The organism is Marinifilum caeruleilacunae (assembly GCF_013141825.1).
GTDB classification, from domain to species: domain Bacteria; phylum Bacteroidota; class Bacteroidia; order Bacteroidales; family Marinifilaceae; genus Marinifilum; species Marinifilum caeruleilacunae.
The window spans coordinates 80,285-103,573 of the sequence record NZ_RZNH01000006.1 but is presented as its reverse complement, the minus strand read 5'-3'; the positions used below and the strand labels follow the sequence as shown (position 1 = coordinate 103,573).

Annotated in this window: 15 protein-coding genes; all 15 read right to left on the bottom strand. The window is 37.8% G+C overall.

The features are described 5' to 3' along the window. Positions 1–39 precede the first annotated feature (39 nt). Positions 40–168, bottom strand: a complete 129-nt coding sequence (locus tag ELS83_RS22435) for a hypothetical protein (RefSeq protein WP_283242718.1) — start codon at positions 166–168, stop codon at positions 40–42. A 106-nt stretch (positions 169–274) separates the two neighbouring features. Next, entirely contained in the window at positions 275–3,535 is a 3,261-nt protein-coding gene (locus tag ELS83_RS05795; RefSeq protein ID WP_171594589.1) for a SusC/RagA family TonB-linked outer membrane protein, read from the bottom strand. A gap of 328 nt (positions 3,536–3,863) precedes the next feature. Next, positions 3,864–4,886: a FecR family protein gene (locus tag ELS83_RS05790; protein WP_171594588.1), complete on the bottom strand. Its 1,023-nt coding sequence runs from the start codon at positions 4,884–4,886 to the stop codon at positions 3,864–3,866. Between the two features lie 76 nt (positions 4,887–4,962). Beyond that, complete coding sequence (locus ELS83_RS05785) at positions 4,963–5,574, bottom strand: RNA polymerase sigma-70 factor (protein WP_171594587.1); 612 nt, start codon at positions 5,572–5,574, stop codon at positions 4,963–4,965. 177 nt (positions 5,575–5,751) lie between these two features. Further along, positions 5,752–7,146, bottom strand: a complete 1,395-nt coding sequence (locus ELS83_RS05780; protein WP_171594586.1) for an MFS transporter — start codon at positions 7,144–7,146, stop codon at positions 5,752–5,754. Positions 7,147–7,414: 268 nt separating this feature from the next. Beyond that, a complete protein-coding gene (gene glpC, locus ELS83_RS05775) occupies positions 7,415–8,674 on the bottom strand; it encodes an anaerobic glycerol-3-phosphate dehydrogenase subunit GlpC (protein WP_171594585.1) in 1,260 nt (419 codons plus the stop codon). Positions 8,675–8,681: 7 nt separating this feature from the next. Continuing rightward, a complete protein-coding gene (gene glpB / locus ELS83_RS05770; protein WP_171594584.1) occupies positions 8,682–9,923 on the bottom strand; it encodes a glycerol-3-phosphate dehydrogenase subunit GlpB in 1,242 nt (413 codons plus the stop codon). 9 nt (positions 9,924–9,932) lie between these two features. After that, the gene (glpA, locus tag ELS83_RS05765; RefSeq protein WP_171594583.1) at positions 9,933–11,558 is read right to left on the bottom strand and encodes an anaerobic glycerol-3-phosphate dehydrogenase subunit A; all 1,626 of its coding nucleotides are present in this window, start codon (positions 11,556–11,558) and stop codon (positions 9,933–9,935) included. Positions 11,559–12,070: 512 nt separating this feature from the next. Continuing rightward, complete coding sequence (locus ELS83_RS05760) at positions 12,071–12,442, bottom strand: hypothetical protein (RefSeq protein WP_171594582.1); 372 nt, start codon at positions 12,440–12,442, stop codon at positions 12,071–12,073. A 125-nt stretch (positions 12,443–12,567) separates the two neighbouring features. After that, a complete protein-coding gene (locus tag ELS83_RS05755; RefSeq protein ID WP_171594581.1) occupies positions 12,568–14,151 on the bottom strand; it encodes a DUF4369 domain-containing protein in 1,584 nt (527 codons plus the stop codon). 112 nt (positions 14,152–14,263) lie between these two features. Further along, positions 14,264–15,475: a thioredoxin fold domain-containing protein gene (locus tag ELS83_RS05750; protein WP_171594580.1), complete on the bottom strand. Its 1,212-nt coding sequence runs from the start codon at positions 15,473–15,475 to the stop codon at positions 14,264–14,266. A gap of 383 nt (positions 15,476–15,858) precedes the next feature. Then, positions 15,859–17,058 carry a TlpA disulfide reductase family protein gene (locus tag ELS83_RS05745; RefSeq protein WP_171594579.1) on the bottom strand — a complete coding sequence of 400 codons (1,200 nt, stop codon included), beginning with the start codon at positions 17,056–17,058 and terminating at the stop codon, positions 15,859–15,861. A 13-nt stretch (positions 17,059–17,071) separates the two neighbouring features. Next, positions 17,072–18,205, bottom strand: coding sequence for a TlpA disulfide reductase family protein (locus ELS83_RS05740; RefSeq protein ID WP_171594578.1), 1,134 nt, complete (start codon positions 18,203–18,205; stop codon positions 17,072–17,074). A 140-nt stretch (positions 18,206–18,345) separates the two neighbouring features. Further along, entirely contained in the window at positions 18,346–19,710 is a 1,365-nt protein-coding gene (locus ELS83_RS05735; protein WP_171594577.1) for a RagB/SusD family nutrient uptake outer membrane protein, read from the bottom strand. A gap of 34 nt (positions 19,711–19,744) precedes the next feature. Beyond that, on the bottom strand, positions 19,745–23,260 hold the full coding sequence (locus ELS83_RS05730; protein ID WP_171594576.1) for a SusC/RagA family TonB-linked outer membrane protein: 3,516 nt from the start codon (positions 23,258–23,260) through the stop codon (positions 19,745–19,747). Positions 23,261–23,289: the final 29 nt, after the last annotated feature.

Genomic DNA, 23,289 nt, shown 5'->3' with positions numbered 1-23,289 from the left:
TTCGAGATCAGAGAGCATTTTTCAAATCGTGTTTACACATTACTTTAAAATGCTCATTGTAGATCCTAAACCCTTCACTTTCATCCAATCAGCGAAAGCTAAGCCAGAAAACACAGGCATGTATTTTTCCCTTTTACCAATCAAACGATTGATATTATGTTGACTCATACTTGTGTTTTGTAATTAATTCATGAAAGGGTTACATCGCCCTGCCAGACTCAGTAACATCTTCATTTACTACATTTTTTTTAATTATTTACTTGACAATTTCTTTTTAAAAACCAATTCTCATTCCAAGGCTAAAAGTCTTGGTTTGAGGCATCGTAATCTCATCGTAACCCGACAAGAGAGATGAAACACCAAAGGCACTGACTTCAGGATCTATACCTGAATATCCAGTAATGGTAAATAAATTGGTAGCCTGGGCATACACTTTTATTTTATCCAGTTTTAGTTTTTTCACGAGTTTCATCGGAAAATGATAAGCCAACACAAGTCTTTTTAATCTTATAAACGATGCGTCTTCATAAAATCTTGAACTTGTTCGACTGGTGGTATAATTGTTCTGACTTGTAATGGACTTATTGAATAAGGCCGGACGCCCATTCTCCTCTCCTTCAGTTTGCCAGTAGTTTGCTGCATCAGCACTTAAATTGTTTACATCGGTTGTGGTATAGGTATTTAATATCGCAGAGGTGCCGTTCATTAGTTTTTTCCCTTTTGCAAAAGTCACAAAAGCACTCAGTTCTATGCCTTTATATGCGAACACATTGCTCATTCCCCCCGAATATTTTGGCATGCCCGATCCTAGAGCTTTTCTGTCTTCAAGGCTGGTTGGTGGCGTTTCACTGATACTGCCATCAGCATAACGCCATAGAGGATTTCCATTTTCAGGATTCACTCCCTGCCACTGGTAAAGAAAAAATTGAGCTGCTTCTTTGCCTTCCTCAAAATATTTGTAGGCTTGTTCGGCTTGCCAAACTTCATAACCCGTTTGATTGATTTCCAGCACTTCATTTCTGTTATAGGCTGCATTTAGAAACAAATCCCATTTCACTCCTCTGTTCAGAATTCTGGAATCTACTGTAAGTTCAATTCCTGTATTTTTCATTGATCCAACATTAATCCATTGTTTGGTGTAACCCGATACAGCAGGAACATCGGTAAATAACAAGAGATTATTTACTTTTTTGGAATAATAATCGAGTGATAGATTTACATGACCATTCAGAAAACTGATATCGGTTCCCACATCAAAATTCTTGGTTTTTTCCCACGAGAGGTTAAGGTTTGAACCATTGGCCTCAGTTAGAATTACATTGTTCCCGTAAGTTAAATCATACTGATGTGTCTCGTAGGTTCGCAGTGCACCATAGGTATAAGTGGATTGTTCAACTCCTGAATATCCAAAACTTGCCCTTACTTTCAGGTTATTAATGATTCCCTCCTCTTTTTGCTTGATCGCAAGCCATCCGGCCGAAAATGCAGGAAAAATCTGATACCTGTTATCGCTACTAAAGCGTGAAGATCCATCCACCCTATAGCTCAGCCCTGTAAAAAATCTTTGTTTGTAAGTATAATTCAACCTTCCAAACCACGAAGCCAATGCGTACTTTCGTTTATCGGTAGTATAATCAACCAAATTGTATCCATTCCGATTGGTAATTCTATACTGGCTCTCGTAATGCAATTGCTCTTCTTTTTGTCTCGATTCTTCGAAACTTTGGCCCAAAACAAATTTGAACGCATGTTTCCCAAAGGTCTTATCTCCGGTTAAGGTATTGGTAAGCACAAATTTTCTCGAATAACCATCGGTTTCAATGCTTAATTTATCATCGATGGAATAACTGTTTCGATAGGATGATATGGCATCTGTATCAATAAAGTTTACCCCTAAATCCAACTTATATGCCAGCCAATCTGTGATTTGGAAATTGGCATAAACATTGGCAATTACGTAATTATCGAGCACCTCTCCTTTATCATTTAGTGCCATAGCAACAGGATTCTCTGTGTAATTCCCGTATGGATTTTCCGAGGTAGAAAAATTAAAATCACCTTCGGCATTGTAGACCGGAAGATTAGGTGCTTTTAAAATTGCATCGCGGTAAATTTTAGGTGCCAGCAGGGAATTGTTCTTTTCAGAAGTCATTGATATATTGGAACCTATTTTAAAGCGATTGTTTATGCTTTGCTGAAAATTAAATCTACCTGTGTATCGTTTAAAGTCGGAACCAATTACATAAGCCTCCTGGTTTAGATGTGAAAAGCTGAAATAAAGAAAACCATTATGCTTCTTATTTTGAATGGAAAAAGCCAATTTGTTAGCATTCGCCGTTCTCACAACTTTATTGTACCAATTGGTGTTGTAGGTGTTTGGAAAAATAACTTCCTTTCCCTTTAGCTGGCTGTAATAATTGGAGTAAAAGTTTGCATACTCTGGCCCATTCATCAAACTTGGTTTATTGATTGGCTTTGAAAGACTGGCTTCCATCAACAAATTGATACTTAAGCCATATTTGCGAGGATTTTTAGTTTGAATTAAAATAACCCCAGCTGCACCTCTCGAACCATAAATGGAGGTGGAATAGGCATCTTTTAAAACACTTATGGATTCGATATCCTCTGTGTTCACCATATTTAAACCATTCTTCTGAAAGTAATCACTTTCTCTCAGGTCGTTGTAAACGTAATTGTCCAGGAGTCCAAAAGCCGGACCACCAGAGGCTGTCTGGTAGGTAATTTGACTCAGACCTTCTTCTGTGTTAAACAAAGGAACTCCATCCACAACAATTAAAGGGCTATTTGCATCGGGTTGTAATGAGGTAACACCTCTTATGGCAATGGTTGAAGCGCTTCCCGGCACTCCCGAACTTTTCTGAAACCAAACCCCACTTGCTGTTCCTGATAGGGTTTCATCCAAATTGTTAGGAACTTCACCTGTCATAGAACTGCTCACCGAACTCATGGCACCTATTTGTTCCTCTTTGCTTTCTTCTCCATAACCAATTACATTAACTTCCTTAAGGTTTACAACATCGGTTGTTAATCTCACATCCTCTATCATCTTCAGACCTACAATCAGCTCTTCTTTATTAAATCCTATGGCCGAAAAAACAATAGTATCTCCTATCAGACAGCTCAAATTGTAGTATCCATCTTTATCTGTTGCTGTACCTCTCAATTCATTTTTTATTCTAATGGAAGCACCAATAATCGGAAGTCCATCCTCATCGCAAAGAACACGACCAATCATAATTTTTTGCATTCGGATTTGCTGTGCAGCTTCCACTTTATTTGCTGCCTTTAATTTTGTCATTGGAACAATTGGTCCAGATTCCTTCACAATAATTTTATCACGATATAAAATAAAGGTAAATCCTATAGGACTTAGCGTCATGCTCAATAATTCCTCCAAGGAGATCTCCTCTCTGTCGGGAATGGAAACCTCTAATCCAATTAATTTATCAGGATTAAAAACAAAAGAAAAACTGGTTTGAGATTCAATTTCTTTGAAAAAGTCTTCAATGCTCATATCCTTTCCCATTGAATGAAGATAAATTGGTGTGTTTTGAGCGAGAGATGGGAAAGAAAGGAAAATCAGGAACAGTTTAAAAAATATCCACATATACAATTTGCATCCACTTTTTGCTGCAGATGAATTACAAACAATTGAATTTTTGTTTGCATTGAATCGATATTTTTTCCTAATTTTGTCGTACATAATCCTAGTTGAAGCAATTGCGTTTGTTTCAATTAGTTTTTTACTTGACAAGTAAATTTACTACATGTTAGTTAAAATACCGAAGAGCTGCCATTCTTTGGTATTTTTTTTGAATATTATTCAGGATTCCTCCCCTTTGTTAGAATTCACCTTTCTTTCCTATTGTTAGCAGGTTATTCTCTTGTTTATATGAGAACTCACTCATCATCTCAAGAATTTTCATGACTTCTTCCAATTTCTCATTTTCAAAACTGGCTGTGATTTTTAAATCTTCCAGACTGCCATCAGTAAGTTTAAACTTCACACCATACATTCTATATAATTGTTTTGTGATTTCTAAAAGCGGGGTATTCTTAAAGTTGAGCTTCTTTTGCATCCAGGCAATATCCAATTCATTGTTTACGCTTAATTGATCGAAAGAATCGCTACTATGGTTAATTACCCCTTTTTGACCTGGGACCAAAAACATACTTTCCTTATTCTTTTTAAGAAAACCATGCATGTGATTAAATGCTACCTTACCGGTTACAACCGATGTTTCCACCGAATGATCTCCAGGATAAGCTTTGATATTAAAAGAAGTTCCCAGTACTTTTACTTCTGCATCATCTAAACCAATAATAAATGGCTTTTTTTCATCTCTTGCAACATCGAAAAAGGCTTCTCCTTCCAGATATACAATTCGTTCGCTTCCTTCTGCATTCATTTTATATTTGATGCGACTATCTCCATTCATAAAAACCTGACTTCCGTCGGATAAGATTAGTTTTTCGTGGGTGCCGGCTTCACACTGATTTACTTCGTAGCCTAAAGTATTTAAAACAGAAAATGGTTCATTAAGCTGATACCAAGCCAAAATTGAAACAGAAACGATTACGATAAGAGAAGCAGCATATTTATACCACACTTTATTAAAAAGAGGTCTAACTACTTTATCTTCTTTAATTTCATCAGTTTTAATTCTCGCTTTCACCTTGCTCAAAACACGAAATTTATCTTCTGATGAAGCAGGCAAGTTGAAACTCTCCCAACTTTGCTTTAAATCATTAAATAGCAATCTATTATCTTCCGAAGAATCAAGCCATTCCTTTAGTTGACTCATTTCTTCATTAGAAATATCTCCAGCAAAATGCTTTGCTATCAATTGATTTATTTTAGTCATTTCCGTCATTGTATTCTTGTAGTTCAATTTAAAGACAGGATTATTTTAATCTTCCACTAAAAGAAAATGAAAAAAATTACTTTTTTTTCGATTTTCCCTTATATCCCAACATTTCGCCCAATTTTTTGATGGCAATTCCCATTTGTGTATCTACTGTATTTACAGACACTTTGAGCAGTTCGGCTACCTCTTTGTATTTCTTTCCTTCGAAGCGAATGAGCAAAAAAACTTCCCTACATTTTGGTGGTAAACTTTCAATACTCTGGGTAATTTTATCCTGGAGCTCTTTGGCAACAATAAAATCTTCGGCCGTATTTTCCTCGCTTAATTGGTTCGATACCACATCATCAATAGAGTCTTTTCCATGTCGTTGTTCACGATTGATGTAGTTCAGAGATTGATTTCGAATGCTAATAAACAGGTAGTTGTCAAGGTTTTTAACCTCTGGTAGTTTCTCCCGATTTTGCCACAGACGATAGAATACATCCGCAACAACTTCTTCTGCCAGGTCTTTACTCTTTACCAATACAAAAGATGCTGTTAGTAATCTGTCGTAGTAAATATGAAAGAGCTCATCCAAGGCTCTTTCATCAGATTCGACCGATAATCTACGGATCAGAAAATCAATATTTTGGGGATGAGTTTTCAATGGTTTAGGTTTCTTAGGTGGTTCATTTAGGTTTGTCAAAGATGCAAAAAATCTGATAAAGTGAAAATTTGTTGCATGAGCGCCTGCTGATAATTTTCTGAAATCAGCGAACAAAATCTAATCTTCCAAAGGCATAAAACTCGTGACAAAAACATTTTTTAGCAAAAAAAAACCGCCTCGTAATGAGACGGTTTAAAAATCTATTCTGGTTTAGCTTTATGCTTTTTGAGCATCTAGCTTCTTGGTAATTCTTCCGTAGATAATTAATGCAATTGCCGATACTGCTGCAATGGCAACAAAATAGTACCAAATGTAATGTGCATTTGCCGAAGCCACTTCCCATTCTGCTCTTGATTCGTACAAGGTTGGATCAGGACAGTATTTGGTTAACAGCACACCCGATAATCCGAAACCTAAGATAGAAGATACGAATGAATGCAAATGACTGAACCCTAAATACAAACCTTCTTCACCTTTCGGAGCCTGTAATGAGAAATACTCAAGGAAGCGAGGTGAAATGAATGATTCTGCCAATCCCTGGAAAACAATCCCCACAATCATCATGAATGCTACCGGGTGCATGCTGAACAATCCCAAATCAATGGATTCTACATGTAGTAAGTTACCTGCTGCCATACACAAGGCTGAAACCGGCATAATGAACATACCGATGGTCATAGACAAAAGTGCCGTACGTTTGGCCATCAGCTGGGTGATTAATCCTACCGATAGAACAACAATTAATGGGTTTACGTTGGCATACCACGAAGGAGAAGCTCCTTCACCTGCCATACGCAATACATATTTTGGCATGGTTGCATACAACTGGTGTTGTACCATCCAAAATCCGGTAACGATTAGGATTAATGCGACTAAACGACCATTTGCAATTACGCGCGTTAATGCCTGCCAAATCTCGTTTAATGATTTTCCTTCGCCTTCTGTTTTTGAAGTTTTAAAGAAGAAGAACACAGCAAAAACTGCGGCTAATGTCATCGCTGCAGAGAAAAAGTTAAGGTTTACCAAACCTTCGTTCCCCATGGCTTCACGTAAAGGTTTCACAATGGTTTTTCCCGAGAAAGAACCAATATTCACCATCATGTAAAAGATCGAGAATCCCTTTGCTCGAGTCGATTCTGTTGTCTCTTTGGCAACTGTTCCGGTAATTACCGATTTAATGAATGATCCTCCAATCATAATCACGATTACAATAGGAATAATCATCCATTTCCATCCTGTTTTTTCCAGGCCGGTAAATTTGGTTACTTCGGTATATTCAACCAATCCGGCTGCTTCGAGCATGGTTGGTAAAACTGCCAGACCCGCATAACCGATACTCAATAATGTAAAAGCCAAAAGTAAGGCTTTTCTAAATCCCATTTTATCGGCTAAAGCACCACTAAATGTTGGTAGAAGGTACAATCCAGCCGAAAACAGACCAGAAATCATTGCAGCTTCGATATCGGTAAATCCAAGAATTCTGGATAAATATATGGTAATTACAATGAAAACTCCATAGTAGGCTGCTCTTTCAAGAAGCTCAACAGAGTTTGCCACCCAAAAGGCTCTTGAGAACCCTTTTTTTCCCGTACTCACTTGTTCTGCACTCATTTTAATTCTTTGTTTAGTTTTATTTTAAGGTTACGTTGTTTGCTATATTGGGCGGTAAAAATAGATTACCACTTTGAATTTCACAAGTAGGGAATCTCCTATTTTCACACCTTAAAAAACCGATATAACAGTATAAAGTTTAAAAGATGGTTTATATGCAAAAAAAATGCCGCAATTAATGGATCACAAAAATCCAATAATCACGGCATCACCCTAACTTAAAAATAAAATGTTTTATAAAATTACACCATTAGCTTTCTTCTCTTATTTATTCTTGCCAAAGTTTCATTGTGGCCTCAACATCAATTGCTTCTGCAAGAATTGAAACAGGATGTTGAACTTTATTTGATGTCGACATTTCGATCTGCCATTTGCATGTTTCACAATCTGTTGCTACGAAATCAACTTTTGATTTTTCGATTTGTTCGAACAGTGGTTTACCAACTTCCTGTGAGGTTTCGTAGTTTTCTTTTTTAAATCCGTAAGTTCCTGCAATTCCGCAACATTGCGATTCAAGATTTACAAATTCCAATCCTGGAATCATACGAAGTAAAGTTGTTGAATAAATCGACCAACCCAGCTTTTCCATATGACAAGGCGTATGATATGCAATGCGCTTTTTGTAGTTCTTTTTAAAAGCAAGCTTCAACTTTCCTTCATCAATTAAACGGAACAGGAACCTTGTTGCCAATTCACTTTCATCCCTGATTTCTTCATTTTTTACACCCAACAAATGAGGATACTCATCGCGAATGGTAAAAATACAGGTTGATGATGTGGAAATCACAGGCATGTTTTTATCTACAATGGATTTCTTGAATGCTTCAACATTGTGTTTTGCCTGCTTGGTAGCTTGCTTAATTAAACCATTGGATATCAGCGCCACACCACAACACTTTTCTTTTTCGAGAAGATGAACACCATAACCTGCGGCATTCATGATCTTGATTAAATCCTTACCCAACTGCGGAAAGTTATAATTCACATAACAGCCATGAAAATAGCTTACATGCTTCTTGAATTCTTTCTGTTTCTTTTCGGCATACCTGCGATACCAGGTTTCAAATCGCAAACCAGTATACTTCGGGAACATACGGTGATGGTCGATCTTTAAAACACTATCCATCACCTTGCGAACAGGCTTTAGTGCTACGGCAGTATTCACAATCGGCGCAAACGTACTTGCCATTGTACCAACAATATCGGTATTGGCAAGAATCATATCGCGAAGTTTTGGCTTGCTTTTGCTGTACTTAATCCTAGCCGACTGAATGATATCTCCAATCTTCACTCCCGATGGACAAGCTACCTCGCAACGTTTACAGTTTAAGCATAGCTTTAAAGCCTCATCGTAAAACTCGGGATCCTTTAAACGCATTCGTTCACCGTCGGGACCCGACTGTTTTGGTCCCGGATAATCGGGATTTACTTCCAACACCGGACAATAAACCGTACAGATAGTACATTTGACACACTGTTCAAAGTTATTATCGCTTACGTTATATGGTTTAAAAATTTCCTTTTTCATTGTCCTGTTATTTTAAAATTTGTTCAGCAGCATGAAGCGATGTAAGTAAACTTATCCCTGCTCCACTTCCTTCTTTCAGAGGATTTGCTCCTCCCAATACAGAACCTGCAACAAATAAATTTTGAACAGGTTCACCATTCATCAAGGCTCTAAAATTCTCATCCGTTTTTACGCCATAACGCATAAAGGCTTGATCGTTAAAGAACTTCTCATCAAACCACTCTTCGCGATTATTGTCTCCATCAATATCCAATCCGAATATTGGTTCGTACAATTTATCGTGAGTTGCTACAATTCCTTTGCTATAGAAGCTTCCGCTAGCCAGAATAAACTGGTCGGCTTCAAATTTTATATCTCCATGATTATTGGTTCTGATTTCCAATAATCGTCCATCTTCAAATATTCCTTCTTCTACATTATCGCCCAAAAGATAGGTTCCTCCCAGTTCCTGAAATCTTTCGCGCAAAGTGATTTGAGATCTAATGCCAGGAACCGAAGGAGGTATGGCTGGCAATAAAAGAACTGGCTTGTTAATTTTTTCCTTTAGCTGATCGGCTACCGATTTATTGAACAATCCGAATACGGCAGGAAGAATCACCACATCAAAACCTTCGCTTAATAAATTCGCTTTCTGTGCAAATTCTTCAATGGCATTTCCTTTGTCGAATTCTTTCGCAATATTGGTAGAACGCATCTCGCTCGGATTTTTACGAATGGCCTCAAACTGCTTCATCGAAACATTTTTGATTTGCGCATTGATATCGAATTTCTTCAATCCATCTTTGATAAAAAGAGTATGAAAATCTAAAAATCCGCTAAAGTTTAAAATCACTGCTTTCTTCCATGGGAATGAATCCTTTTGATCGAAGCTGGTAAAATCATTCAATGTTAACCAAGTTGGTTTCATCACGCCCATCGGCGTTAGGGTGTAATGGTTTCGATCGGCTTTACCTGTAAAACTTAAACCTGCACGAATTAACAAATGCAAGGCTTCGTCGGTTAATCTTTCAATATTTTCAAGTCCAACACGTTGATATGGATGCTGCTGAGGTAAAAATTTCATACTTTCAAGAGGATTAGTAACTTCCTCGCCGTTGACTTTACCTAACAAATCGAACGAACCAGAAAAGAAATGAATTGCACTTTGACCTGATGAAACAATAGCACATTTTTTTCCCTGCTCCGCCAACTTGATTCCACAGGTGAGTCCGCTTAACCCACCACCTATTATAATGTTATCGAATTTCATACTCCTAGCTTAATTGTTTTCTGGTTTCAAACCATAAATCCCCTCATAAATCCACGAAGTGAATTGAATCTCATTAATCGTTTCTCCCCATGCGATTGGCGACATCCCTTTCCATCTTTCCTGAAGGAAATTGGCCAAATCATCTTTTGCTTTTCCAGCTTCTTCCATCGATTCGCAAAGTAAACCGGCTGCTCGACAGGCACACAGTTCTCCCTGACATGTTCCCATTCCTACACGAGTACGTCTTCTTAAATCAATCAGGTTGTTTACATGCAATTCGTTAATTGCATATTTTACCTCACCAATTGAAACTCCTTCACATTCACAAACCATCGAATCTTCGTTACTATCGCCATTGGCAATTTTATGCGCTAAAGATCCATGCCTGTCTTTTGCCGATTTTTGTGTGATACTTGCTCCTGTATATATTTTATTTCCAGCATTACTCAATGTTTCTTCGCTTTTCTCCGATCCTGGTAATGGAATGCTGGCAGTTTCGCATTTTTTATCTACCGATAATTTCTTGCAAATCAAATCGGTTGCCTCCTCGGCCATTAGGCGATAAGTCATTAGTTTACCACCAGTGATAGTTACAAAACCTTCCAGACCATCGCGTTCTTTGTGATCCATCAGTACAATACCACGACTAATGCTTCTGCCACTTGGATCATCGTCGGCTGCCACCAATGGGCGAACCCCTGCATAGGCACGAAGAATTCTGGTTGTTGCCAATGATGGAGAAAGCTTTACCCCTTCTCTAATCAGCACATCCACGTCATCTTTGGAAACATACATGTTATCTATTTCTTCGATAGGAATACGTTCCGATGTGGTTCCAATCAGACAAATGGTATCGCCTGGAACAAGAATGTCTGCATTGGCCGGTTTGCGACAACGGTTCAACACCATTTTGTTCACGCGGTGCCCGAATATTAATAGAGATCCTTTTGCCGGAAACATATTGATATTTACTCCTGCAAAATTGGCAATATGGTGTCCCCATATCCCAGCTGCATTACAAACAATTTTTCCGTAGTAATTTACTTTTTCCTTTTTTCCATGATCGAATAGCTCCACTCCTATCACACGATCCTGTTCCTTCAAAATATCGGTAACCTCATGTTGGGTTAAAATATCCGTTCCATGTAATCTTGCATCCAATGCATTCGACATGGTCAGGCGAAATGGATCCACTGAACCATCAGGTACTCGTACCGCTCCAATTAGATCCGGATTTGCTGATGGCTCCATTTGAAGAGCCAGTTTAGGATCGATAATCTCGGTTGATATTCCCGCACTGCTACATGCATCCACAAATTGTGATTGAAATGCAATGTCATCTTCTGGTAGTGTCAGAAATAGTCCATCGTTCTCCTCAATGCAATGGTTTGCAATCTTTCGCAAAATCATATTTTCTTCGATACACTCTGCTGCCGATTCATGATCGGTTACTGCATATCTGGCACCACTATGTAATAGTCCATGATTTCTACCTGTGGCTCCGGTTGCAAAATCATGACGTTCTACGAGCAATACGCTTAATCCTCTCATCGCACAATCCCGCGCTGTCCCCGCACCTGTTGCTCCCCCTCCGATGATAATTACATCATATTCTTTGGATCTATTCTTATTCATGATGAGTTTTGTTATTATCTATAGCTTTTCATTCAGATTAAAGAAGATTTTGAAAAATCTTTCAATACAAAGATATACATCATACATAGTATTACAAAGTATGTGTTTAAAAAATATATTTTGCATTGTAGATTCACTGGTTATACTACTCAATTGTCTTCATAAATAATTTAACCTTATGCAAGTTTTTAAAACAAAACTTAAAACATCTAATCATACTGATTTCATTATAACTTCACCAAATATGTAATTAACATATTTTCACAATTAAAAACAATAATCAAAGTCTCTAAATAAATTGAATCTAAATAAAATTCAATTACTTATTTAAAACCTTTAAACGCAGTAATGAATTGCTTTCCCGGTTAATTTTGGGTGTTGGAAGGTTCACTAAAAGAAAAAACCGAATCGTTAAACGATCCGGTTTATTACTATGACACGAGTATTAAATCTGACAAAAATACCCGCTAACATTCACTTCGTAAAAAAGTAATTTATAATGGTGTTAATAGTTATTCTCTCAGTAACCAATCTCTTCCATTTTCGGCTGTAGAAAATACCTTTAAATGGTAGCGATCGTTTGTATTGGTTTTCATTCTAATGATACCGTAGGCCGTATCGAGCGGATTTCGGCGAATTAATGCATGACTCACAATAAACCTATGATCTAATTCCGCTTCCAGAATTGTACCTAATCTTTCAGCATCATCGATATCGTAAAGCAGTTCTGCCTGACTTGCATCTTCCAATATCCTTATATGTTTTGGTGTTGTTAAGTCTTTTAAAAGATTCAAACAATATTCTTTCATCTGAGCGAATTGTATCCTCCCTGTCATCACAACATCCAAAATATCTTTATCCGATTTGTATTCTACATTAATCATGACTTTCTCCCTTTTATTCGCTTCTATTATATAGACAATTAAATGAGCGAATCGGGTGAAAAAAAAGCAAAAAAAAAGAGCCATTTGTAAAAAATGACCCTTTCGTTTAAGTTTTCTTATCAATCTTAATTCACTGATACACACTTTACAATTCCTTTTTCGGCAGAAGCCAAATAAAGGTTGTCCTTCGCATCAGAGATCATTGGAATGTACGAACATCCTTTCACCAACTCTTCGATACCAGCAATTTGTTTTGCACCAGCACTACTGTATACTTTAATACGAGTAGGATCCTTCTCAACAGTTACGATAGCACCACTGTTTAATGAAGCTACTGAAACAGGATTACAACATCCATGGAAATCGTTAAGTGTTTTTCCTCTCTGACCGAAAGTCAAAATACTTTCGCCTGAAAAGTTGAAGCCTTGAACACGAAAAGCACCAAGGTTCGCAACCAAAATTTCTTTCTTGGCATTCACCGAGAAATCAAGAATACCACAACATGGACGCATATCATTCATTACAGGACCAGCTTCACCAGTAGTCTTATTAAACATGGCAAGTTTAGCATCTCTGTAGTCAGCAATCACAAGGTTGTTATCAATAATTCTTGCACCAGTTGCAGTAATCACATCTTTCAATTCATATTTTGCCTTTTCTTTTCCATTCTCGTCAAGAACAACACACTCTACCGATTTAGGCATCATTCTTTTAATTTTTCTACCACGAACTTTCTTCTCAACTTCTTCCTGAATGGCACATAGCAGGTAAATATTATTATCTGCATCAATTGCTAGTGATGATGCCTGTCCGTTATGTTCTGGTTTCATATTCTTAAGAACCTTACCATTTGGATCGATCACCTGTATGCTACCATCTTTCTTCAAAGCACAAATGTTATTGTTTTTAAATGCTCCCAGGTAAATGATATCTGTTAATGCTTCTCCATTAAATTTCTTGTCAACCTGGTAAGATACATTCTTAACATTGGCCATTAATTCATCAATGCTAACATCTTTTTCACCTTTTTTTGCCATATCGGCAAGTGTATTCACAATGGTAACATTCTTTTGAAGTTGAGGATCCATTGCAGCCACCATTTTTTGAGCTTCCTTATAATTCTTACCAGAAAGTTCTCTAACAACAAGGCTGGCAGCATGAGCCGATGCCGGATTTTCCTTGATGAATTTCTCATTCAGAGCATCAATTTCTTTCTGCTGAGGTTCTAACTTCTTCATTAATTCTTCCGCTTTTTCTTTGCTTACACCTGGCTTGTAAAGTTCAGCCATAATATGCTTGTATTTTTCGCGGATAAGATTACTCTCCTTCATGTAAATTACATAAGTATCATGTTCTTTACTTCCTGTAACTTTCATGTTGGCAAAATCTTTTACATCAGCAACAATGCTAATTGGAACATTTTCCACATAGATTTGCGCAAAAGTATTGGTTTCGGCCACTGCAAAGTAGCACAAGGTTGGATTTGGGTAGTCTCCTTTAATTTCGAACTTGCCTTCTTTGATAATGGCAGTATCTTTTTGCATACCACTGGCAGTATAGTGCGCTAGCTCCAGTTTCGTACCATCGGCAACACCTGTAATGGTACCCGTTAAAACCATTTCTGATTTTGTTTCTTGCTTTGCATTGTTACATGCAAACATTCCCAGCATGGCTGCCAGGACAACTAGTAGGTTTACTTTAAGTTTCATTTGATCGGTTTATGTTTGTTTTTTGATTGGGAAAAGTAGTTTGGCTTCCCTATTACGAATTGCCAAACTACTTTATTAAGTGTTTAAAAATAATCAATAAATTCTGTACTGATTACATTTTTTCGATTTCTTCTTTCAATGATAAAACACGTTGGTCGGTTTTTCCACCTTGTTCTTCATTTTTTGAGATAAATGCATTGATGTTCTCCAATGCTTTCTCCTTTTTATTCGATTTCTTGTACAAGCTTGCAAGACAATAATATGCAGCTACCATTTCGCTATCTTCCTTCAGGTATTCTTCTACTGCGCTAATTGCTTTGCTGTATAGACCTGAGTTTGCGAAAGCAGGATCCATTGCAATACGGTATGTAGTATTAATCAACATACCCGAACCCATTCTCTTATCGGTCTTTAAAGTTTCCTTAGCAGCAGAAATTTGCTTATCGAACCAGGTGTCGTACTCTTTATGTGCCAAATAGTAAGTAGAGTACCAGTTATCTTCGGCCATTTTTTGCTGAGGTGTTGTGAAATCTTTCTTGGCAGTTTCAATGGCTGCTTTCAATTCATCCATCGTTCCTGTTGTTGCAACACCAGAAACATATTTGTTTACCACAGCGCCGATAACAGCATCATAATTCTGCTGTCCAATTCCTTCGGCTGCAATAAATTTGTCTTTGTTGGCAATAATGTACTTGTAGGCTTCACTTCCAAATTCCAATGCTTCAGAATAGCCAATCACTGTAAAGGCATCTACATTAACCAATTTTTCTTTCGGACAGTTTGCAATAAAATCTTTTCCAACAGGCAACATTTCCTCTTTTTTGTATGCTGCATATAAAGCCTTTACATATTGTGCAACAAATTTAGGATCACGATTTCCTTCGGCATATTTTTTCTCCAACGCTCCAATTTGTCTTGAAGGATCGCCGGCAATTTTTGCTTCTTCGATTAAACCAGCAGCATCAGCTCCCCCAACTTTGGTATGTACAACTTTGCCATTGGCATCCATAAAAAGAAGGGTTGGATAAGCTTTCACACCATATTTTTTCTGAAGTTCGATACCTTCACCTTTTTCCATATCCATTTTAACATTCACAAAGTGAGCATTAAAATAGTCGCCTACCTCTTTCTGAGGGAAAATATTTTTGGCCAACATTTTACATGGGCCACACCAGGTGGTGTAACAATCCATGAAAACCATTTTGTTTTCTTTTTTTGCTTTAGCCAAAGCTTCGGCAAAAGTTCCGTGCTCGAATTCAATTCCCTGTGCGAATACATTGCTGCATAAAAAAACAGCCAGCATTACTCCTAATAACTTTTTCATTTTGAGTTAAATTTTGTGGTAATTACCATTAATAAATTTCTTTTTATACTCTTAGGACATATCAAAACACGATATGTGTGAATGAAAATTGAAATTTTAACCTTAATTAACCTAAACAGGTCTTTGCTTACTCGATTCAATGTATTTTCGCTTGATATAAAATCTATGAATCATTCGAATCAATAGTTAAACAAACATCGGATCCTTTAGTCGAAAAGCGCTTAATTTCTGTATAAAGCAGAAAAAAATTTACTTATTCTATTAAAACATTGGGGTTACCGATCTGCGAAAATCAAAAAGATCATAGAAATCTGCGTCCAAACAAAAAATGCCAGCAGTTTCCACTGCCAGCATTCCTACCCAAATCATAAAACAAATCTGTTTTACTCACCAAATATATTCTGAAACATTTTATCCATGGCCTCATCAGTGTCTCCATCAGCTCCATAGCGGCCAATGATTTTGCCTTCCGGATCGATCAGTATTTTTGTAGGAAGCGTATGAATGGCATATGCACTCCCAATATCATTTCCTTGCTCTTTTGTACCACTTAAAATGTGTCTCCAAATGCCAATCTGATCTTTTTTGACCGCTTTATGCCAGGCTGGAACATTATTGTCATCGCTAGCAATTCCAATAAATTCAATGCCTTTTTTATGATATTTATTATACAAATCAATTAAATGCGGATTTCCGGCTCGGCAAGGCTTACACCATGAGGCCCAAAAATCGAGCAAAACATATTGTCCTTTGAAATCTTCCAAACTGATCTCTTTGCTATTGATATCCATCTTTTGAAATCCTGCAGCCATATTGCCTGGTGAACCTGAGAGGCTTTTTTTGATTTCCGATTGTATCTCCTTTCCCAAAGGACTGTTCTTGATCTGATCAGAAAACAATTCAAATTTTGCCTGGGCTTCCGCTGGTTTCATATGCGACATGGACCATTTTAAAATGTTAGCCGTTACAAATGAATTGGGATGATCATCCATATATTTTCTATTTACTGCACTCATTCTCGATGTGAAAGGCTTGATCGCATCATAAGTTGCCTGGGCTTTATTTTTTAAAATGAGCAATTCCTCTTCAGGTAATTTGGCTTTCATACCTTTCATGTAGGCCATATTTGCCTTATCGAATGCTTCGGTATATGGTTTTTGTTCCTCTTGAATTGGCTTTAGTAAATATTCATAAGCTTCAAACTCTTTTTGAATTTTTCCACCGGATAGCTGCACAGGCAGGCTAATTCTTCCCCATCGATCTTTTGAAGTGTTTTTCATATCAGCTTTCAGCGAAATTGCATCGTTTTCCAACCAAAAAGAAAAGTTTGCATCGCCTGGCGTAATACTAACATTTAACTCCTGTGGATACTCCATTTTACCTTTCAATTCGAATTTCCCATCTTCTATAATGGCAGTTTCGAATGTAAGCGCTTTGTTTTGTACCCTGTCGTAATAAGACAAAACAATTTTACCATTGGCTATGCCTTCTATTTCTCCTGTAAGGATATAGCCATCGTGCTTTTGCGTTTTACCACAGCTTATCATTAGTGTGGCTAATAGTAGTATGATTATTGTTCTCATTGCCTTGTGCTGTTTAAAATCCGAATAACTCTTCTAATTTTTGATCCAATTCATCACCATGCAATAATTTGGCGATAATGATTCCTTCCCTGTCAATTAAAACAGTAGATGGCAAATAATCCATACCATATTCAGATATCACTTTTGCCGGACTGTGCTGAATTGGAAATTCATCTGCCACATTCAACCATGGAATTCCATCATCTTTAATGGCTTTTTTCCAGGCTTTGTGGTTGGTATCGTTGGTTACACCAAGAACTTCAAATCCTTTGGCATGATATTTCTGATACAATTCCTTCATGTGTGGAAAAGAGGCACGACAAGGCTTACACCATGAAGCCCAAAAATCTACCAAAACAATTTTCCCTTTTAAATCGGAAAGGCTTAAGTCTTCTCCTTCGGGTGTTTTCAAAGTAAAGTTAGGCGCTGTTTTTCCTGGCTGAATTCTTTCTTTGGCTTTAATGTCCTCCATTACAGTGACAACACGCTCCGATTTTTTCGAACTCTCTGGCAATTGGGCATAAATCGCTTTCACATCTTCGGGGCTTGTAATTTGTTGAACAATCCAAAACACCTGTGTCACAAAATACTGATCTACATTCTCCTTTACCAATTTTAACTGCGCAGCTTTTACTTCCTCTTCCAGCTTAGGTGCCAAGGCATTTAGTTTTTCTTTTAAGGCAACATACTCTTCATGATCTTTGGTCTTTTTTATTTTTGCTGCGATATCAGCTGCATTGGCATATTTCTCATGCTTCAAAATTTCATATTGCATGTTATTGAAACGATCGGCCAAATCGTAATTCTTACCTCCTTGCAATGTGATCTCCGGGATATATCCTCTTTCGGCATTTTTTATATCAGCAGATAAAGTCAAATTCCCATTTTCGAAAATGCCACCAAGACTTACTTTACTTTCCAGCAAGCGCAAAACATAGCTCCCTGTCGGTAAGCTCTCTCTTTCGAACCTGAATGTTCCGTTTACCACTTCGGCAGTATCGATTCCCACCATTTCTCTTCCCTGGAAAGTTCCCAGTACAATTTTATCTTTTTCTACTCCTTTGATGTTTCCTTCGAGGGTAAACTGATTTTTATTACCACATGCAAACAGAGCAAGTGCACATACTAGCGTAATTAAATATCTCATAACTGTTATTTTATTTGAATTTTGAGTGTACAATATCGATTCAGGTCGTTTCGACTTGAATTCTATTCCAAGAGTAAGAGTTATTAGAAGTGGGCAGAGTGGTAAACAAAGGAGCACTATGGCTCCTTTGAATTGTTTGTTTATAAACCTCTCTCGTTTTGTTCCAACGGATTAATTGCAATTACATTTAAAGGAATTGCCCAAACATAGTTGGCCGAAGAAGCATTAATGGTGTAGGTTTGTCCGTTTACTGTTCTCGAGTGAGAAAGTCCTAAACGTTTCATATCGAACCAGCGCCATGCAGTTAATCGAAGTTCACGTCGACGTTCAAGCATAATTTCTGCCAATGTTGAAGCATCATCAGCATGGGTAAAGTCTGCATAAGTTGCAGCATCGTACCTCTTCGCTCTCAGCATGTTTAAATAAGCAACTGCATCGGTACTGTTTGGTGAAGCTTGTTTCATTAAGGCCTCGCAATAGTTCAGGTAAATTTCCGGCATTCTGATTCCAGACCATGGCGTTCTACCTGCATTTACCGGAATATAGTTTGGTTGTGGTGCACCCGTCTGATCTACATCAGAAATGAAATAACGGAATCTCAAATCATTTGCCTGATCGAAAACAGCTACCAATTCATCCGACAAGAACAAAGATGTTCTATACCAACCTTGTTCGTTTACATAGGTGTTTTCTTCGTTCGAGATTTTATTGGAATCGTATCCACCCAAACCTCTTGCAGCATTCGAAGGATCGTATAAAAAGAACGAATTGTAATCGGAAAGTGTATTTCCCAAATCCAAAGCTGCCCTTGAATTCTGAGCAGACAATTCATATTTCTCCTGATATAAATACACACGTCCCAACAAAGCATAAGCTGATTGTTTACTTGCCCATGTACTTGTGCTGCTAACATCTGGCAACAATGGCAAAGCAGCTTCCAAATCGCTAATAATTAAATCGTAGGTTTCTTGCACTGTGCTTCTTGGAATTAAAACATTAATGTCTAACTCTAAAGGAAGAGGAACACCCAAATCGGTAGATGCGCTTGAGGCATTATAATGTTTGGCATAACCGTTTACCAAATAAAATAATGCATTTGCCCTGATAAAGTGAGCTCTACCTTTGGTGTTTTCTACATCAAACTCATTGGCAACTTCAAACTCATCGATATTGGAGATCACATAGTTGGCTCTCGAAATGGCTTTGTATTGATCTGCCCAATCGTCGTCTGTTTCATTCTCCTTGTACATGAAATCGGCCCAGGTGTATGAACTTATTGCAGATTCATTTGAAAATGCCAGTCTGTCATCAGGTATCACAACATCATCGGCCTGGTTTCCAAAATTTCCACCACCACTATTGATATCATTGGTTACGTTTAGCATCATGGCCAAATCGTCGGTATTCTCCGGGATTGTACTACCAAATGGCAGGATATCCACATAGTCGTCGCTACAGCTCGATAAAAAAGCCGTTACAAGAAACAGATATATTAATTTTTTCATTTTTTCCATTTTTTAATCTTTTACAAAACAGGCTTTAAAATCTCATCGACATTCCGAAAGTGAAAGTTCTGAATTTTGGGAAGTCAAATGAACGCTCATAACTTAAATCAGTTTCAAATTCACGACTGATTCTTGTATCGTAAATTCTATCATTTCCGGCAGCGGTCCAATGCCACAGGTTTTCCACACCAAACTTTAATTTCAAGCTTTCGATTCCTGTAAACTTGATTAAAGAAGAGAAATCGTAAGCCAGGTTGATGCTCTTCAGCTGAATTACATCTGCCTTATCGATATTAAAATCACTGTTCCATGTTGCAGAAATACGATCGTTGCTACTGTAGGCAGTGTTATCTAATCTTGGCACTTTTGTTTTCAATTCATCTCCCGGATTTCTCCATCTCTGGTCGACAATGTTTTGAACATTTTTCTCTGAAGAAGTTCTTACCGGATTTGGATATTCCCATTGTGGAGCGTAGTGTCCAAAATCATACAGGAAGAAAATATCGGCAGAGAAATTCTTATAGGTAAAATGATTGTTCAATGATCCATAAATTGGCGCAGTTGTTCTTCCAAAGAACTTCCCATCTTCGATATCAAAGGAGGTCATATCTCTCCACAAAACAACTTCTCCATTTCGGTTGTACACCTGAGGTTCACCATCGGCATCCAAACCTGCATTGCGATATCCGTAAATAAAATCTACCGCTTCACCTTCAACCGGATCTCCATAAATTACATCGGTTCTGTTGTTGGCAGGCTTATCTACCTTTTTCAACTCGTTGTAGTTGTAAGAAAAGTTGAAGTTTACATCGTATCTAAAATCAGGAGTTTTCACGATATTGGCATGTACATTCAAATCGATTCCTCGATTCAGAATCTCACCATTGTTTTTTCTTACTTTGTCCCATGTACCGCCAAATCCTGTAGTCGGATCAACATTCACCTGTGCCAATACATCTTTGGTTAATCGGTTGTAAAACTCAATGCTACCATTAATTCTATTGCCAAATAATGCATAATCCACACCAATATTGGTGGTATAGGTTTCCTCCCAGCTCAACAATGGATTTTCAGGATTGGTAATGCTCAAACTTGGATTTCCAGTGAAATAGTCGGTTCCAGCTCTACCAATTAAGAAAGGTGAAGTTGACTTATCGATATTACCAGCCAATCCGAATGATCCTTTTAAAGCAAGAGAGTTGATCCAATCTACCTTAAAGAAATCTTCCTGGCTAACATTCCATTTGGCTCCTACCGACCACGATGGCTGATCCTGGTAATCATCAGACTGTCCGAATAGGTTGGTTTCATCCAAACGCCAGCTACCCGAAAGGTCGTATTTTCCTTTATAGGAAACATTCCCAATAAAATAAGTTGACTGATATCGGTCTTCCGATTTGTATTGCATTGGAGTTTGCCAAAGAGAAGACCAACCAAATGTCGCATTCACAAAACCTTGAGTCAAGTCTTTCCAGTTCACTACATTCTCCGTTAGTCGCTGAGAGTGATAGTTGAATCTCACATTGCCCATATTGTTATCAGACTCGAACTTGTTACGCTCCATACCTGCATTAAAGCTAAAATCGAAATCTTTTACCGATTTCTTAATGCTCATCTGTAGTCTTTTGGTAAGGTTGGCAGAATGCATATCGTCGTACCAGAAAATGTCTCCGTTTGGAATCACTTGGTTCATGTTCATATCGGTGTAACGATTCACATAGTTTCTTACACGGTACGATTCTTTCTTCCACAAATCTTCGCTTCGGCCATTCATTACACTATAGCCTAAAGATGCTGTAATTGTTAACCAATCGGTAGGCGTTAAATCAACAGAAACATTGGTTGCAATATTGCTCGATCTGGATTCATCATCTTTCAGTTCTTTTTCCTGAATCTGATTGTAAAACATCGGCAATAAACCCAAACTTTCGTGATAAGCACGGGTGGCATTGTCCCAGGATCCTGTTGCTTCGTGAAGGTAATTTCCATTCTCGTCCTTGAATTTTACGTAAGGGCGTGTCATGGAAGCAAAACTACCGTTATTCTTGTTCTCGCGGAAGTTACCATAGGCATTCAAATTCACCTTCAATAACTTATTAAATTTAAACTGATCGTTCAGGTTGAAAGCGATATTATTTCCCTCAATGCCATCCCATTTTGTCTTGTTCTCGTCGTAAGAAAGAGATGCATAGAATTGATTTTTGTCTGATCCATATGCAAAAGACATGGTGTGTTTCTGAGTCATTTCTCTACGAAAAAATTCTTCTTCAATGTCTTTGCGATTGTCGTAAGCTCTCAAAACATCCAGTTGTCCTTGCGCCTCAGCTTCGGTAATTACACCCGATTGCATCTGGTTGTAAATCTCTCCAACCTCAGACTTGTAGTTGTACCAAGGGAAAGATTGCAGTCCTGCAGTTTGATATGACTCCCACTCCAGGTCGATAAATTGCTCTGAATTTAATAGATCTAAATCATCTAATTTTGGCTTTTCTGAAACTTGGAAACTATTGGTATAATTCACCACAAGTTTACCATCGGTTTTACCACTTTTTGTGGTAATTACAATTACACCATTGGCACCACGCACACCATAAATAGAAGTAGATGCAGCATCTTTTAATACAGAAATCTGCTCCACATCTTCCGAGTTAATTTCAGACAATTGCCCCATCCACGGAAGTCCGTTTACTACGATTAAAGGTTGAGTTTCGGCACTTAATGTTGCCTGACCACGAATCACAATCTGACCATCTTTATCTACCTTAACCCCCGATGCAACACCAACTAGTTTTTGAGTAATATCCAGTGATGCAACATTATCTAAATCTTCTGAGTTTACAATTTGGAAAGAACCCGTTGCTCTTTCCTTGGCAATGGTTTGATAACCTGTAACAACCACCTCTGCCATTTGCTCTGTATCGGCAAAAAGAGTCACATTTAGAACTTCCTGTCCTTTATAAGCCACCTCTTGTGTTAGCATTCCAATGAATGAAAACACCAAAGTTTTTTGTCCTTCTTCTAAAGTTAAGGTATAGTTTCCATCTATATCGGTAGCAGTACCAATTGAAGTTCCTTTAACAACAATGGACACTCCCGGAAGTGGTGCTCCAGAATCATCTGCAACTTTACCTTTTACTGTTTTTTCCTGCACAACTGGTGCTGTTTCGGCACTTGGTGCAACAAATTGTCTTTCCGAAATAATGATTACATTATCATCCAATTCATAATCCAATTCTCGCTCGTGCAAAACATCTTCAAGAAGTTCTTTAAGGTCTTGTTGGTTCGCATCAAGACTTACAGTTTCCTTGCTTAGAATCAAATCGTGATTGTACAAAAATTCGTAATCGGTCTGATCAGCGATCTCCGAAAAGAACTCTACCAGGTTAGCGTCATGCATACTCATGTTTACCAACGCATTTTGCCCTCTCACATTTGCCGATAGTTGCAATACGCCCACCAGCATCAACATTGTAAGTAACTTCATACGCATTAAAGTTTTCTTCCACCTTCTTTTTCCAAAAAAGGAGGCAATTCCAAATGAATTTTTCATAAATTTGTAAGGATTACAGTTACACATAT